Genomic DNA, 14,859 nt, shown 5'->3' on the forward strand with positions numbered 1-14,859 from the left:
GAATCGAACCCGCATCATCAGCTTGGAAGGCTGAGGTAATAGCCATTATACGATGTACGCACATCGTCTTAACGAGAGTGATAATGCCACATCTAACTGAAAACGAAACCTTTTTCTTTCATTTTTATTCTAAGTGCTCGCATAACCACCACACCGCTAGTTTTTCAATCATGTTCGGCGTTTTCACAGTGAATAAAATGTGACTAAACTCTCGCTAAACGGAGGGCGAGAAACAATGGAAAATCCCCCGCTATTTCTGTGACAAATTTGGTTTGATTTATAAACCAGTTTGTTGGTGTTAGCTTGTCATAAAATCCATGTAAATTAAGGAACTTTGAGTGTTAATATAAACTGATTTTTAATCGTGTTTTGGCGTCCGTTAATAACAATCAGAATGCATAAATTTAACTTATCAGCCAGTCAAAACATTCAGTAAACTAATCCCAAATGAGTAGAGTTATAGGCACTTCTAAGCCTTTGCAGAAAAAAGTAACGAGTTCAGTTGATAATTCACGCAAAAGTCTCGTCATTCCGTCTATCGTTTGGTACATTTGCCGCACATTTTGTCTCCCCTAAAATTCCCATGCCTTCTCAGTTCCGAATTAACAAAATTGTTGAAATTGGTGACACTCTTCACCGCAGTGGCTGTGCTCCTTACAAGCTAGAGAAATACACTCAATTCTATGCAAAAAAGCATGGTGTGGATGTGATGATCCAAGCAACGCCAACTGCGATTAACTATCAATTTCCAGACGATAACAACGCCGTTATTCTTAAGCGTCTAAAGCCTGCGTCAATTAACCTGAGTTTGTTGGCCAATACGATCATTCGTATTAACCAGCCAAGCAGTGAGCCTGTACCAGAACCTGTCGGTTACTCAAAATTTGTGACTGCACTTGCCAATATGGGAATTCCGCCAGCGTATTTGATGCTGGTGGGCAGTACGTTGGAAGCGGTGGGCTTTTCTGCGTTATTGGGTTTGATGGTGTGGGTATGTCAGCAAGTTCTTCATTCACGTCGTGCTATCGCGGTTGAGTTCATCTCGGCACTGCTAACTGGTATCTTCGTGGCGTTTCTGGCGAGCACAGGGTTGCCGATTCCGGTGTGGGCGTTGTGTATCGCCTCGATTGTCTTGTTTGTCCCCGGGTTATCCATAGCTAACGCATTAGAATGTTTGGCGTTTAATGACTTGGTTTCTGGTACCAGCTTGCTAGGGCAGAGCGCCTTAACCCTGATTAAGCTGTTTGTCGGGATTATCATGGGGCTCAACATCGGTGAAGCGATATGGGGACAAGCGGTCTCCATCGACTATACCAACGCGGTACCGATGTGGATGCACATATCTGGCTTGGTGCTGATCTCTGTGTCTATCGGTGTGATGTTCAATGCTCGCCCTAAAGACATCTTACTTGGTTTGCCAGTTGCCGTTCTCGGTATGTGGGGCCCATTCTATCTAGGTTTTGATAGTGGTTGGGTTGTCGGCACTTGGGTGACGACGGTTCTTATTACTTTGTACGGAACTTGGATTGCCAAGAAGATGGAGCTCACGGGTTCTATTTATATCGTGCAAGGGATCATCATCTTGGTTCCGGGTAGCCGAGTATTAGTGAGTGCCAGCCAGTCGGTGTTTGAACAATCGATTTTGCCTATCCCGAGTATTGGTTTATCGGCGTTATTCATGTTCTCGGCAATCGTGGCAGGGCAAATTACCGCTTACTCGATTTACTCACCAAAAGTCGAACGTTAAGCCGTTCCGCTTTTCAAACCTTTAAACAAACACAGCTTAGCGGCTGTGTTTGTTCGTTTTAGGTGCTGCTCTTTTTGAAGACAATTAGCTCTCCGTAAAACTTGTTAGATTTATGCTCGCTAAGCCTGACAAGAGCCATTAAAATGGAACAAATTCTATTTAAATTAAGTATTAACGTATGTCTCTACCTCCTTGCCCGCAATGCCAATCTGAATATGTTTACCCAGACCAAAACAACCTAATCTGCCCTGAGTGCGCCTACGAATGGAACCCAGAAGAAGAGCGTTTAGAAAGAGAAGCCGCGCGTGTTAAGGACGTGAATGGCGTTGTATTGGAAAGTGGCGATAAAGTTACCTTCATTAAAGATCTAAAAATTAAAGGCAGTTCTAGCGTATTGAAAATTGGTACTAAAGCTGTGATTCGACGCATCAATGAAGGCAAAGATCACCAACTAGATTGCAAGCTGGATGGTGGCGGTGAAATGCTGGTTACGGCGAAGTACGTTAAGAAGCAGTAGTCGATAATAGGTCAAAATTGCGAGTCGCTCCTGAACTAAATAGCGTAGAAGCCGTTGGAGAATCAACATCATATGGACATGGTTAAAGCTGCTCTTTCACATTCAACGGCCTTTCATTACTATGTGAACGCTTGCGCTGAGGATGGGGTAGATATTTACACGGGGATTTCCGATGGCAGTGATGCCTATTTAGAAAGACGAATTGCTTATTCAAAAGGCGAGGGTTTGCCAGAAGGGTGGACGCCTGCTTCTACGTATTTTTGTATCGACTCTGGTCAAATCCTTGGTGTCATAAGAGTTCGTCATGGTACCAGTCCGCACATTCACGATGTTATTGGACATATCGGATATGAGACGCTGCCACAAGCCAGAGGGCGGGGTATCGCAAGTCATATGTTGTCTTGGGTTCAACGACACGTATTGACCGAAAGCGCTATTATTACGTGTGAGAGGGGCAATATTGCTTCGCAAAAGGTGATAGAGAAGTGCGGTGGACAATTCCTGAATACCTTTTATTCAGAGCAAGATAAACACGAAGTCTTACGTTACCAACTAGAACCAAAATGAACATTTAAGCGTGGCATTTTTGGTTGTGTCTGGGGCTCTGAATTCCGGCTTAAACGAAAATGAAACCATAGCCAATTATTGTTGGAGGTATTTTGAAGTATTCAACAAGACCGGCTCAGTCATCAGATTATGAATTTCTGTTTGAGCTCAAGAGGGCCGCTGAGTTCGAACCTATCAAGGCCGTATTTGGCTGGGATGAGCAGGTTCAACGAGATATACACGCTGAAGAGTGGGCAGAAGAACGGCCTGAAATCATTGAATATCAAGGTCAAGCGATTGGCAGTGTGTTGTTGCAAGACAAAGGCGAGTACTTCTATTTTTGCCGATTCTTCTTATTGCCTGAGTATCATGGAAAGGGCATCGGCAGCCAAGTACTGAAAGATTGCTTACTAAGGCTGACAGCCTCAATAAACCCGTCGAACTTTGTTACCTGCAAGGTAATCGAGTTGGGGAGTTGTACTTGAGGTTTGGCTTTGAAATCACCTCGCAAAACGAGCAGTTTGTCTATATGTGGCGTAAATAGACACTCATTCAAAATGATCACACCGTGTCGGTAACTTGATAGGCACCTGACACTTATCTAACGTAAAACCTTGTAAAGCTCCCTATGCTTGATGACTAAGCGATTACACTTAGAAAAGATCGAGCGTAAGGGAGTGTGCAATGAATTATTACCCGACTTCAAAAATCGTGGGTGAACAAAGGTTTGGCTTTGGGCCAAAACTAGGTCAAACAACCTATTATTCTCCTGTAGAACAGTTGGATAAAAAGCCATTCGTTCACCAAGCTATACAAGACTTACCGAGTACTGAATCTACTCTGATTAAAGTAGGAGAGAATCGTGTACAACGAATGAAGGCCAAGGGTGACGAACAACAGATGCAAGCCACGAAGAAAGAAGCGCAGTCTTTTCTTCGAACGCAGTATCGACAACAAGCTCAAGCTCGCCACCTACAAAGTGTTGAAACTCCTTATGGTTTTCAAGAGCGCATCATTCAGTTTTGGAGCAATCACTTCGCCATCTCGGTCGATAATCGAAAACTGATGCCCTTGGCCGCCAGCATTGAAAACGATGTGGTTCGCCAGCATTGGAATGGTAACTTTGGCGAGATGCTGATGGCTTCTTCTAAACATCCTGCGATGCTTCTGTATCTCGACAATCAACTCTCGATTGGTCCCAATTCAAAAGTCGGAAAGCGCCGTAATAAGGGGCTCAATGAGAACCTCGCTCGTGAGATCTTAGAACTCCACACTCTTGGCGTTGACGGTTCTTACACTCAGCAAGACGTCATTGCCTTAGCAAAAGCGATTTCAGGCTGGGGCATTAAATTCAAATCTCCTGATGCTGGGTTTCGATTTGCTAATAACCTGCATGAGCCAGGAAGTATCACACTGCTTGGAAAGGCTTATTCTCAATCCGGCGTCTCGCAAGGAGAGTCGTGTTTAAAAACCTTAGCGACCCACAAAGACACTGCTGCGTACTTGGTTGGTAAGCTGTGCCAGCATTTCATTGGCGACATACCTAAAGAACTCTCAGAGCAAATGGTTGCTGAATATCTGAGAGGCGAGGGGAATTTACTGCCTGTTTATCGCTTGTTATTGAACAGTGCTGAGGCGAGTAAACCTAACCCTAATCGTTTTAGACCGCCGAAGGAGTGGCTGTTTGCCGTTCTTCGTAGTGCCGATATTTCTTTAAACGAGAAACAGGCATTCAATGCACTCAACAATTTAGGGCAGCCTCCTTTTAAACCGGGTTCACCTGCAGGCTGGTCGGATCAAGACAGAGACTACAATAGCCCTTCGGCGTTGACTCAACGTATGCAAGTTGCGAATAGGCTTGCGTCTGCTGCAATAAAATCGGCTAAAGCGTCAGGAGTTAAGCCGAAAGCGGTAGTGGATAAAGTGATCGCGGGTTTATATGGCGATGCTATTGATGAACACACCCAAATTGTATTGAACAAAGCCGACAGCGCTGCAATGCAACTTTCCCTGTTGTGGCTAAGTCCGCAGTTTCAATATCGTTAGGAGTGGGTATGAAAAAGTCAAATTGTTCTCAGAATAAAGCGCCACATAGTATTAACCGCCGCCAGTTCATGGGTATTGCGGCGGCTGTTGGCGTCAGTGCGATGCTGCCATCTCCAAGCTTTGCCAAAACAGGTTCAGACAATATCTTCATTTGGGTATCACTGCGTGGCGCGATGGATGGTTTAAATGTTGTAGTGCCGCATGCCGATCCGGATTACTCTAATTTGAGACCCAACATCGGATTAAAACCTGAACAGCTAGTGAAGTTGGATGATTTCTTTGGGCTTCATCCATCTCTAAAGCAGTGCCATCAATGGTATGAGAGTAACGAACTCAGCTTTGTACACGCTTGTTCAACCGCTTATCGTGAGCGTTCACATTTTGATGGACAGAAGATATTAGAGAATGGTACTTCCGACCCGTTTAACACCGTAGGGTGGATTAACCGTTTACTCACGTTGAGCTCAGAAAAATACGATGGAATTGCGATTGATTCGGGCTTACCACTCATCATGCAGGGCGAATCGACCGTGGCAAGTTGGTACCCAAACCGCTTAAAAACACGCGATAAACAAACGGAATTGCTGGAAGAGTTGTTTCAAAGTGACCAAATGCTGTCTTCAAACTTTGAAAGTGTCATGAAGATAGATCAACTGGTGGGAGACCAAGGTGTCGGCAAACAGTTTAAATCATTGATGGGTAAAACAGGCGACATATTGTCGGCTGATAACGGACCAAACATCGCAGCGTTAGAACTCGGTGGGTGGGACACTCACGCCAATCAAGGCAACGTAAATGGACGGTTGAGTAATCAGCTTAAAACTTTGGATGTTGGGTTAGCGGCTCTCAAAGCTTCACTAGGTGAGCGTTGGCAGAAGACAGTGATCATCGCGGCCAGTGAATTTGGTCGAACAGCAAAAGAAAATGGCACTAAAGGAACCGACCATGGCACCGGCAACGTCATGTTTGTTGCGGGTGGTGCGCTGCCATCGTTGAAAGGAGCGGGTGGTAAGGTTATTACCAATTGGCCGGGCTTGAGCCAAAGCCAGCTATATGAAGGCCGAGACCTTAGTCCAACGACTGATATGCGTTCGGTTATCAAGGGTGTGCTCAACCGACATTTATCGATAGAAGTGAAACAACTCAACGCTATCTTCCCTGATAGTGCCGATATTAGACCGATGAATCTTGTTTAGAGTTTTACCAAGACCCAGTTAGATGCGATTCAGTCGTTTGAATCGCTCTCTATTTGTGACTCGCTTGTTTACGATTTAATCGCCAACAGTGCTCCGAACGTCACTAAGCCAAATCCACATGCTTGATTAAGCCTTTTCTTTGCTCTCAATAGATGCTTTTGCAATGTATTCGAAGTAAACAGCATAGCGACAACGCCAAACCATAAACCGTGAAGAACGATCATGTAAAGCCCATAGCCGAGCGCGACATGCTGGTTTTCTGCATCAGGTGAGATGACTTGGCTGAAGATGCTCAAAAAGAACAACATGGTTTTTGGGTTGAGCACGTTACATAAGAAGCCTTGGGCTAAATAGCGCCAAACACTGGTGCTTTGCTTTGCATCTTCCATCGGTGCAAGCTTGTTGTCTGCACTCAAGATACCTTTTAGCCCTAGATAAATAAGGTAGGTTGCACCTGCGTATCTAATCATGTCAAACAGCTGCTCATTCTGTGAGATTAAGTAACTGATCCCAAGCATTGAATAACTGATGTGAGCACAAATCGCTAAACTCACACCGATTGCAGTCCAAATCCCTGCTTGTCTTCCTTGGTTGACACTGTTTTTCAAAACTAAAACGAAATCAGCGCCTGGGCTGATAACAATCAATAGTCCCAATACTGCTAGGCTTAACCACTCCATAATGACTCCAACTCTTTATATTTGATGAGCCAGCATTGTATGGTTTTTTATTGCTGCCTATAATCGAAATGAATTCTACCTATCTGTGAGAAAAAATCACACATGAGACATTTGAAAGCATTTCATATTTTCCACGTAGCAGCGCATTCGAGTAGTTACAGTGAAGCGGCGGATAAACTCAATATCACACATGGCGCGGTGAGTAAGCAGATCAAGGTATTGGAAAATCACTTATCCCAAGTTTTGTTCTACAAACAGGGCAGGAATGTGTGTCTCACCAAAGAAGGGGAATTACTCAAAGGTTACACAGAGCAAGCGTTCCAAGCCTTGGACACTGGAGTCCATAAGCTTAATCAGCTGAATCATCAAGCGTTGGAAGTTTCATGCGAACCCACATTGACCATGCGTTGGTTAATGCCTCGACTCGGTGATTTCTATAACGAATCCGGAATTGATGTTCGATTGTCTACCGCAGGTGGGCCTGTGACATTAGGCGCAACTGGATTAGATATGGCGATTCGCCGAGACGACTTCAACGTAACCGAGCATTACAAACAGATACCGTTAGTTGAAGAGTGGGTTGGCCCTGTGTTCTCGCCTGATTACTGGCAACAGGTCAAAGACAAGCTAGCCGATGTAAAATTACTGCACAGCAGCACGCGACCAAACGCTTGGAGCCACTGGGCATCCATCACCAAAGATAGTGAATTTGATCGCCGATTGGTGTCACAAACTATATCAAACCAGACCTTTGCACACTTCTATTTCTGCTTTCAAGCGGCTGTTGATGGGCTAGGAGCGGCTCTTGGTTCTTATCCATTGGTGGTTGATGATTTGAATAGAGGCAACTTAATCGCACCGTTCGGCTTTGTGCCTTCCGGTCATCAGTACATATTGCTCACACAAGATAACAAGCGCGATGAGCCAGAAAGCCCGTTTGTGGTTTGGCTGAAAAATGAGTTATCGCAGTGTGTTCCAACCTTAAAGGAATGACAGTCTTCGACCTAGAAGTTTACTTGTCTTATGTCAGACTCTAGTTCGTTATTGTGGAAATCACTCAATAGGTAAAGACAGCACGCCGCCATTGAGTTCGACTTGGTTTAACCATTCTGTTGGAATCGCTCCGGCTTCTTCATAGAAGCAAGCCGCTAATACCGCGCCAATCACGATCGCACGCCCGCAGCTATCGCCCCCACATAAAATGTTGTCGCGGATACCTTGTTTAAAGCTCTGAGCGCCAGCAATGATGCGAATCAGCAGCGGGAACGCGGCACTCAATTCGCAATGCAACCCGAACTTTTTCGCGGCATCTGTTATTGAAAGCTCAGGCGCTGAGAGGGCTTCATCGATTTGATCGTGTATAAACTTGCTGCAGGTTTGTCGTACCATCTCTACTGATTGTAATGGTGAATTGCCTTGTATCGCGGCTTGAATCAGTAGGGTGATGGCTTGTGCCCACTCTACCGCTTTATCATTATTATTAGTGACTCGTACCGCACTCTCTACCATTGCAGGTAAGGTGTGAGAGGTGTAAGTACACGCCACTAATGGAATGATCTTTGAGACTGCGGGGAGCTGGGTGTCATCAGCGCCACAGGCTGTGATTGGAGCTTCTGTTAGCTCTAGTTTATGTATGTTCAGCAAGCTCATACGAGTCGCTTTATCAATATAGCCTCGCCAACTACCACCAAAATCAAACCAGAATCGGAAGTGCTTGATGTAGCTCGCTTCATCGTACTGTTGGTTGTCGACTAAACTGTCGACCATCGCCAATAGCTGAGCACCATACTGTGATTGTTCACCTGCGGTTTTTCCTTGGTGAGCAAAGTAGCCCTTGTCTTGATAATCGAACTGATTCGGTGAGCGAAATTCTGGCTCAAAACCTGCTACGTGTAAGATCCTCTCTTGGTCATATAGCCAGTGCAGCCCCATTGAAGCAGCGTCTCCAACTAATGCGCCGACAACGGCGTAAAAAGCTCTTTCTTTATGATTGTCCATGTTGAGCGATGTCCTTGAGATGAATCAACGTAGTTCGATACGTTAAGTATAGTGATTAGCCGAGCATTTTGCTGTGTTTCTAAGAAGAAATATGAAGGAATAAATCCCGACTGATCAATAACTTAAATCAATCAGGTGAAATGGGTAAGGGTGATGAATAGCTGGGCGAGTCGGTACTTCTTATTAATGACGTTACTGATGGTTAAGGTAAGCACTAGAACGTTGCTCAATCACTTTGAACAGACGCGAAAGCACAAAGCATAAAGCAAAATATACGAAGCCTACAATCAGCCAGATCTCGAAGATCAAACCTGACGAGTTTGCCATTTCAGTACCAACGAAAGTCATCTCTTGGATAGAAATCAGAGACACAATCGACGTGTCTTTAACCAAAGAGATTGCTTGGCCAGCCAATGGCGGTGTGATGGCCGTTAATACTTGCGGGCCAACCACAAATCGATACTTAGACAATGCCGATAAGCCGAGTGAATCGGCCGCTTCCCATTGGCCTTTTGGAATACTTTCTAAGCCAGCTCGAATCACTTCTGCGATGTAAGCCGAAGAGAGCAAACCGATACAGATAACACCAGACGCCAAGTTTTCCCAAAGGTTAGCAGGACCAAACAGAAAGGCTTGAACAGCGTTAATATCGCCGTTGTGTTCACGCAAGATACTTTCTAAACCAAGTAATGGAATCAGTTGGTTTGAAACGAAAAAATAGAATATGAAGACAAACACCAGCGGCGGAATATTTCGAACCAACTGGATAAAAATCAGTGCAGGGGTACGAAAGAAAGTGATTTTAGAGTGCCTTGCAACGCCAAGTAATGTACCAAAAGAGAGTGCTAACACCATACTCCAAACACTCAAGCGCAGTGTCGCGATCAAGCCTTGGAAAAAGTAAGGAATATTGCCTTGAGAAGGCGGAATGAAAATCAGGGTAAACGCATCTTCCCAGCGCCACTGGTAGTTAATACCAACAGCGGAACGATAATAAAGCCAGCCTGCAAACACACAAATGACAGCTAGTAACACGCCATCTAAAAGGTTAAGGCGTTGATACCAAGGCTTCATATGAACGTTGGGCTTAGGTGTTGTTAATGCGCTAGTACTACTCACGTCATTCCTGTTTAAACGATAATAATTGATGTGTTGTGAGAGGTGGCTATGAGGTCATAGCTATCTCGTTGTTTTTAACAAGGCAGCGCAAACAATGCACTGCCTCGATTCACTAGCAAAAGTTCTGATTACTGACCTTGAGCAATCTGGTCTTGCCAATCTAGAGTAGAGAACCAGTACTCGTAACGCTCTTTCAACCAACCGTCTTCAGTACGTGCTTTGATCCACTCGTTGAAGAATTCTGTCTTGTCAGTTTCACCTAGGCGAACTGCAAATGCTTCATTACCTTTTGATAGGCGTTCTTCGAATGGAATAAATAGCGTGTCTGCGTTTTTAATCGCTTCGTGTTCTGGTTTCGGGCTAGACGCGATAACCGCGTGTGCGTTGCCGTTTAATACTTCTTGGAATGCTTGAGCATCGTCATCGAACTGTAGAACTTTCGCTTTAGGGAAGGTTTCACGAGCTACTTGCACTGTGAATGCACCACGACGCGCTGCAATTTTTACACGGCGAGAATCAAAATCAGAGATTTGTGTAAAACCTTCTGCTAGCTCTTTATTCGCTGCCAGTTGAACGCCAGAGTGCGAGTAAGGTTCAGTGAACAATACGCTTTTAGCGCGAGCTTCAGTGATAGACATACCGCCAATGATTACATCAAACTTGTTCGAAAGTAGAGAAGGAATAATGCCATCCCATGCCGTCGGTACGAATTCAACTTTCCAGCCAGAATCTTCAGCAAGACGTTTTGCTACATCGATTTCAAAGCCAACAAGATCGCCTTGTTTGTTACGCATCGCCCAAGGAACAAATGTCGACATACCAACGCGTAGAGAGCCACGTTCGTTTATTTTGTCTAGGTTAGGCGTTTCAGAAGCAAGTGCAGGCAAACTGACGGCAAGCGCAAGTAGGGCTGTAATTGCGGTTTTAAATAGCTTCATGCTGATAAATCCTTATTGTGTTCGCCAGTTAGCTCCGAGCTTATGCTCAAGCCAAGCTGCAACGGCAGAAAGTGAAAGTGTAAGTGCAAGGTAAATGATCGCCACAGAGAACCAAATCTCAAATGGCATCGCGGTTTCAGAAACTATGTTTCTGGCTTCGGTTGTTAGGTCAAAGATAGCCATGACACTCACAATCGAAGAGTTTTTGATAAGAGAGATCACTTCATTAGTCAAAGGTGGCAAGGTGCGTTGCACCACCTGAGGAAGAATCACATCCCAGTAAGTATAGGTCTTTGATAAACCCAAAGATTGAGCTGCTTCAAATTGTCCTCTCGCAATACCATTTAAACCAGCACGGAAGATTTCGGCGGTGTAAGCACCTTGGAAAAGTGCCAAGGCCAAAACGGCAGTGCTAAAACGATCCAGCCCTAACACGGGGCCAAACACAAAATAGAGCAAATAAATTTGTACTAATAACGGCGTGTTACGAATCAACTCAACATAGCTGGTGGCCAAGGTGCGTCCAACCACAGAATTTGAGTTTCTCAATAGCGCCGTCGTTAAGCCGATGATCAGTGTCGCGACCAAAGAAATCAGAGAGATATTGATGGTAACCAGTAGCCCTTCAACTAACTCTGCAGGCCACCATTCGCCATCTTCATAGAAAGCAATATAGTCCGGCACGCGCTCCCATTGCCAGCTGTATCCCATGGTTTGTGCACCAGAATCGAGAATCCAGACAACAGCGGCCACTAGTACAACAATTTGTATTAGAGCGGAAAGGGCTGGTTTAATAATTCGAATCAACATCAATAAGTCAGGATCTGATTTAGGAACGCTTGAGTACGTTCATGTTGAGGGTTTTCAAAGAGCGCTTGTGGGGTATTCGATTCCACAATTTGTCCTTCATCCATGAAGATAACGCGGTCGGCCACTTGTTTTGCAAAGCCCATTTCGTGGGTGACACACACCATGGTGATGCCTTCGCTCGCCAGTTCAACCATCACATCGAGTACTTCGTTGATCATCTCCGGATCAAGCGCTGAAGTGGGTTCATCGAACAAGAGTAATTCCGGCTTCATACACAGAGAACGGGCGATAGCCACACGTTGTTGCTGGCCGCCAGAAAGTTGCACTGGGTATTTGTTGGCTTGTTCTGCAATGTGCACACGCTCGAGATAGTGCATTGCTATCTTTTCGGCTTCTTGTTTGCTTTTTTTAAGCGTACGAATTGGAGAAAGAGTAAGGTTCTCAAGCACGGTAAGATGGGGGAATAAATGAAAGTGCTGAAACACCATTCCGACTTGGCCCGGTGTGTTGAACTTACCCGGGAGTACTTTTTCTAGCACGGAAAGTTCGCCACTTTCGAAAGGTTCTAGCTGATTGATACAACGGATCAAGGTTGATTTACCCGAACCAGACGGCCCGCAAATCACCACTATCTCTCCTTGTTCAATATTTAAATCGATATCCTTTAGGGCATGAAAATCACCATACCACTTGTTAAGTGACTTAAACTTAACCATTTCCTTGAGATTGTTCAAATCGTTGTTCATACCTAGTAAAGAGACAGGTTTACCTTAACAATATAGAAATATGATTGCACATAAAATTAGGGACTTATGAGAATTTAATAGCATCTTGTAGGGCAAATTAAAAAGCAGCGCCCAAAATGAACGCTGCTTCTGTTGTACGAAAGAAAAAAGTAATGGGTTCAGTCAGATGTGAAAATTCATCGTTGTATGACCAATATCTTTACTTTCTCTCTATTTTCCCGATTCTTAGTGAATCGCAGACTCTAGAATCTCACGTGTTTTCTCTGGCGTGATTGCTTGGTTCTCACCAAGTTGTAGGTAGCCGTGTGATTCAAGTTGAGCAACAACATTGTCAATCGCCGTTGCTTTGTTTGTTTCGTAGCCGTCGAACATGGTTGCTACGTCTAGGCTGTGGTAGAACGCTTCGATTGCAGCGATTGTGCGTTCTGCTAAATCAGCACCCGCTTCTAAGCCAAATACGTTACGACCCATTTGCTCTAGCTTGCCACGTTTCGCTTCGATTTGGTTACGAAGTAGTGAAGGTTGAACAATCGCAAGCGAACGTGCGTGGTCTACGTGCCATAGTGCAGTGAATTCGTGGCCAATCATGTGAGTTGCCCAATCTTGAGGAACACCTGTACCAATCAGGCCGTTAAGCGCTTGGTTTGCTGTCCACATTAGGTTTGCACGCCATGCATCGTTGTCACGCTCGTCGTATTGCTTACCCAGTACAAGTAGGTTCTTAAGCAGTGTTTCTGCGTAACCGTCTTGAACCATTGCGTCTGTTGGCATCGTGATGTATTGCTCACATACGTGAACCCACGCATCAACTAATCCGTTGATCAGCTGGCGTTCAGGTAGAGACTTCATTACATCTGGATCCATAACCGCGAACTTAGGTTGTACTGCAGGGTTCATGAACGCCAGTTTCTCTTGAGTCTCTTTACGAGTGATTACAGCACCCATGTTAGATTCAGAACCTGTCGCAGGAAGTGTCAGTACCGCACCAATAGGAGTTGCTTCAGTAACTTGGTGTTTGCCCGCTAGGATATCCCAACCGTCGCCGTCGTATTTAGCCGCTGCAGCAACGTATTTAGAACCGTCGATTACTGAACCACCGCCAACGGCGATAATGAATTCTACGTTTTCTTCTTTAACAAGAGCGACGGCTTTATCTAGCGTCTCTTTCGTTGGGTTAGCTTCAACACCAGCGAACTCGATCCAAGCGTGATCCTTGAGAGAAGCGACAACTTGGTCGTAAACACCGTTGCTTTTGATTGAACCGCCACCGTAGATGACTAGTACTTTCTTCGAAGTATCAACCGCTTGGCTGATAGCGTTGATTTGGCCTTGGCCGAAGTGGATAACTGTAGGGTTAACGTAAGTGAATTGCATTAGAGATTCCTTGTGTAAAGCTCAATTTGTTATTTTATTTGATTGCTCAATTTCTATATTTGCATATTAGTACAGTAATCTAGGGTGATGAAGAGCTGATCCTCCAAATAAATTGCCTATTTCTACAAAATTGATATTCTTTCTCTGCTTTAGCTTACTTACTCTTAGCACTTGGAATGGAAAGTCGCCACTTATGAAAACACTCGCGCAGTTGTTACAGTCTTATGTAGAACACAAAGGTTGGGATGACCTTGAAGGGATCAGAGAAACTGAAATTAGCGGTGTGTGGTTGTATAGAAGCAGTGGAGGGAATCAGCGTCAGCCATTTACTTACCAGTCTGGCATTATCATGCTCGGACAGGGTAAAAAGAACATCTACATTGGCGAAAGGCCAGTGACTTACGCTGCAGGTGATTATCTTGTGGTGGGTGTGCCAATGCCGTTAGAGTGCGAAGCCTTGCCTGTTAATGGTGAACCATTGCTTGGCTTGTCGATTAGCATTGATTCTCAACGCTTGCATAGCTTAGTCAAAAAGCTCGAAGATCAAGGCTTCTTAGAGAGCTACTGCAACAAGCACAAACAGAACTCGAGTGGCTTAGAATCGACGCCAATGGAAGAGCAAATGCTAGAGAGCTTTACCCGATTGGTGAAAACGCTGCATTGCGACATTGAGGCCAACATATTGGGCGATGCCATGGTAACGGAGATTGTCTACCGCGCATTAACCGGTTCAGAAGGGCGTGTGCTGTTTGATTTAGCTCATCATGATGGCCATTACGCACGTGTTGCCAAAGCGCTGTCTAAAGTGCATGAAGAGTACGACCAAACCATCACCGTTCAATCGCTTGCTGACGAAGCCAACATGAGCGTGTCTGCCTTCCACAATGCATTCCGTAATGTCACCTTTGAATCACCTCTTCAATACTTGAAAAAGGTTAGACTTAATAAAGCCAAAGAGCTGATTCAACTAGAAGGCCTTCGTATTAGTGATGCTGCACGTCGAGTCGGTTACTCCAGCCCATCTCAATTTAGCCGCGAATTTAAGCGCCACTTCAATACCACCCCAAGAGCTGTTTAGTGTTCCTTTATACGAATGGCTGAAAAGTGCTCTCTGTCTGATAGGTTGTTAAATATTTAGTTGG

At 44.8% G+C, this 14,859-nt stretch carries 14 protein-coding genes and 1 pseudogene; 8 read left to right on the forward strand and 7 right to left on the reverse strand.

The genetic code is table 11. From position 1 onward, the window contains the following. The first annotated feature begins 583 nt into the window (after window positions 1-583). From ACED41_RS16165 to ACED41_RS16190, 6 genes and pseudogenes are all read left to right on the forward strand, one after another. On the forward strand, window positions 584-1,747 hold the full coding sequence (locus ACED41_RS16165) for a threonine/serine exporter family protein (protein ID WP_004731486.1): 1,164 nt from the start codon (window positions 584-586) through the stop codon (window positions 1,745-1,747). 178 nt (window positions 1,748-1,925) lie between these two features. Beyond that, on the forward strand, window positions 1,926-2,264 hold the full coding sequence (locus ACED41_RS16170) for a zinc ribbon domain-containing protein YjdM (RefSeq protein ID WP_004731484.1): 339 nt from the start codon (window positions 1,926-1,928) through the stop codon (window positions 2,262-2,264). 72 nt (window positions 2,265-2,336) lie between these two features. After that, the gene (locus ACED41_RS16175; protein ID WP_017069746.1) at window positions 2,337-2,831 is read left to right on the forward strand and encodes a GNAT family N-acetyltransferase; all 495 of its coding nucleotides are present in this window, start codon (window positions 2,337-2,339) and stop codon (window positions 2,829-2,831) included. Window positions 2,832-2,923: 92 nt separating this feature from the next. Then, a pseudogene (locus tag ACED41_RS16180) lies at window positions 2,924-3,354 on the forward strand (GNAT family N-acetyltransferase). Window positions 3,355-3,494: 140 nt separating this feature from the next. Then, window positions 3,495-4,856, forward strand: a complete 1,362-nt coding sequence (locus ACED41_RS16185; RefSeq protein ID WP_102320746.1) for a DUF1800 family protein — start codon at window positions 3,495-3,497, stop codon at window positions 4,854-4,856. A gap of 8 nt (window positions 4,857-4,864) precedes the next feature. Further along, on the forward strand, window positions 4,865-6,052 hold the full coding sequence (locus ACED41_RS16190) for a DUF1501 domain-containing protein (protein WP_371725280.1): 1,188 nt from the start codon (window positions 4,865-4,867) through the stop codon (window positions 6,050-6,052). A 68-nt stretch (window positions 6,053-6,120) separates the two neighbouring features. Here ACED41_RS16190 and ACED41_RS16195 read toward each other — a convergent pair whose 3' ends face one another. Beyond that, window positions 6,121-6,732: a LysE family translocator gene (locus ACED41_RS16195; RefSeq protein WP_371725281.1), complete on the reverse strand. Its 612-nt coding sequence runs from the start codon at window positions 6,730-6,732 to the stop codon at window positions 6,121-6,123. Between the two features lie 102 nt (window positions 6,733-6,834). On the opposite strand from ACED41_RS16195, the gene ACED41_RS16200 reads away from it, so the two are divergent. Then, complete coding sequence (locus tag ACED41_RS16200) at window positions 6,835-7,725, forward strand: LysR family transcriptional regulator (RefSeq protein ID WP_371725282.1); 891 nt, start codon at window positions 6,835-6,837, stop codon at window positions 7,723-7,725. A gap of 60 nt (window positions 7,726-7,785) precedes the next feature. On the opposite strand, the gene ACED41_RS16205 is transcribed toward ACED41_RS16200, so the two are convergent. The 6 genes from ACED41_RS16205 to ACED41_RS16230 form a co-directional block, all read right to left on the reverse strand. Next, entirely contained in the window at window positions 7,786-8,730 is a 945-nt protein-coding gene (locus tag ACED41_RS16205; RefSeq protein WP_371725283.1) for an ADP-ribosylglycohydrolase family protein, read from the reverse strand. 192 nt (window positions 8,731-8,922) lie between these two features. Continuing rightward, a complete protein-coding gene (locus tag ACED41_RS16210) occupies window positions 8,923-9,849 on the reverse strand; it encodes an amino acid ABC transporter permease (protein WP_029235910.1) in 927 nt (308 codons plus the stop codon). A gap of 128 nt (window positions 9,850-9,977) precedes the next feature. Further along, window positions 9,978-10,787, reverse strand: a complete 810-nt coding sequence (locus ACED41_RS16215) for a transporter substrate-binding domain-containing protein (protein ID WP_017067595.1) — start codon at window positions 10,785-10,787, stop codon at window positions 9,978-9,980. 12 nt (window positions 10,788-10,799) lie between these two features. Continuing rightward, window positions 10,800-11,597, reverse strand: coding sequence for an amino acid ABC transporter permease (locus tag ACED41_RS16220; protein ID WP_017062664.1), 798 nt, complete (start codon window positions 11,595-11,597; stop codon window positions 10,800-10,802). After that, complete coding sequence (locus ACED41_RS16225) at window positions 11,597-12,343, reverse strand: amino acid ABC transporter ATP-binding protein (RefSeq protein WP_065583924.1); 747 nt, start codon at window positions 12,341-12,343, stop codon at window positions 11,597-11,599. The genes ACED41_RS16220 and ACED41_RS16225 overlap by 1 nt, the downstream gene beginning before the upstream one ends. 225 nt (window positions 12,344-12,568) lie before the next feature. Continuing rightward, window positions 12,569-13,717, reverse strand: coding sequence for an iron-containing alcohol dehydrogenase (locus ACED41_RS16230; RefSeq protein WP_371725284.1), 1,149 nt, complete (start codon window positions 13,715-13,717; stop codon window positions 12,569-12,571). A 193-nt stretch (window positions 13,718-13,910) separates the two neighbouring features. On the opposite strand from ACED41_RS16230, the gene ACED41_RS16235 reads away from it, so the two are divergent. Continuing rightward, entirely contained in the window at window positions 13,911-14,795 is an 885-nt protein-coding gene (locus ACED41_RS16235) for an AraC family transcriptional regulator (protein ID WP_017067592.1), read from the forward strand. Window positions 14,796-14,859 lie beyond the last annotated feature (64 nt).

The sequence above is a fragment of the Vibrio sp. 1F255 genome (assembly GCF_041439145.1).
GTDB classification, from domain to species: Bacteria; Pseudomonadota; Gammaproteobacteria; order Enterobacterales; family Vibrionaceae; genus Vibrio; species Vibrio crassostreae_C.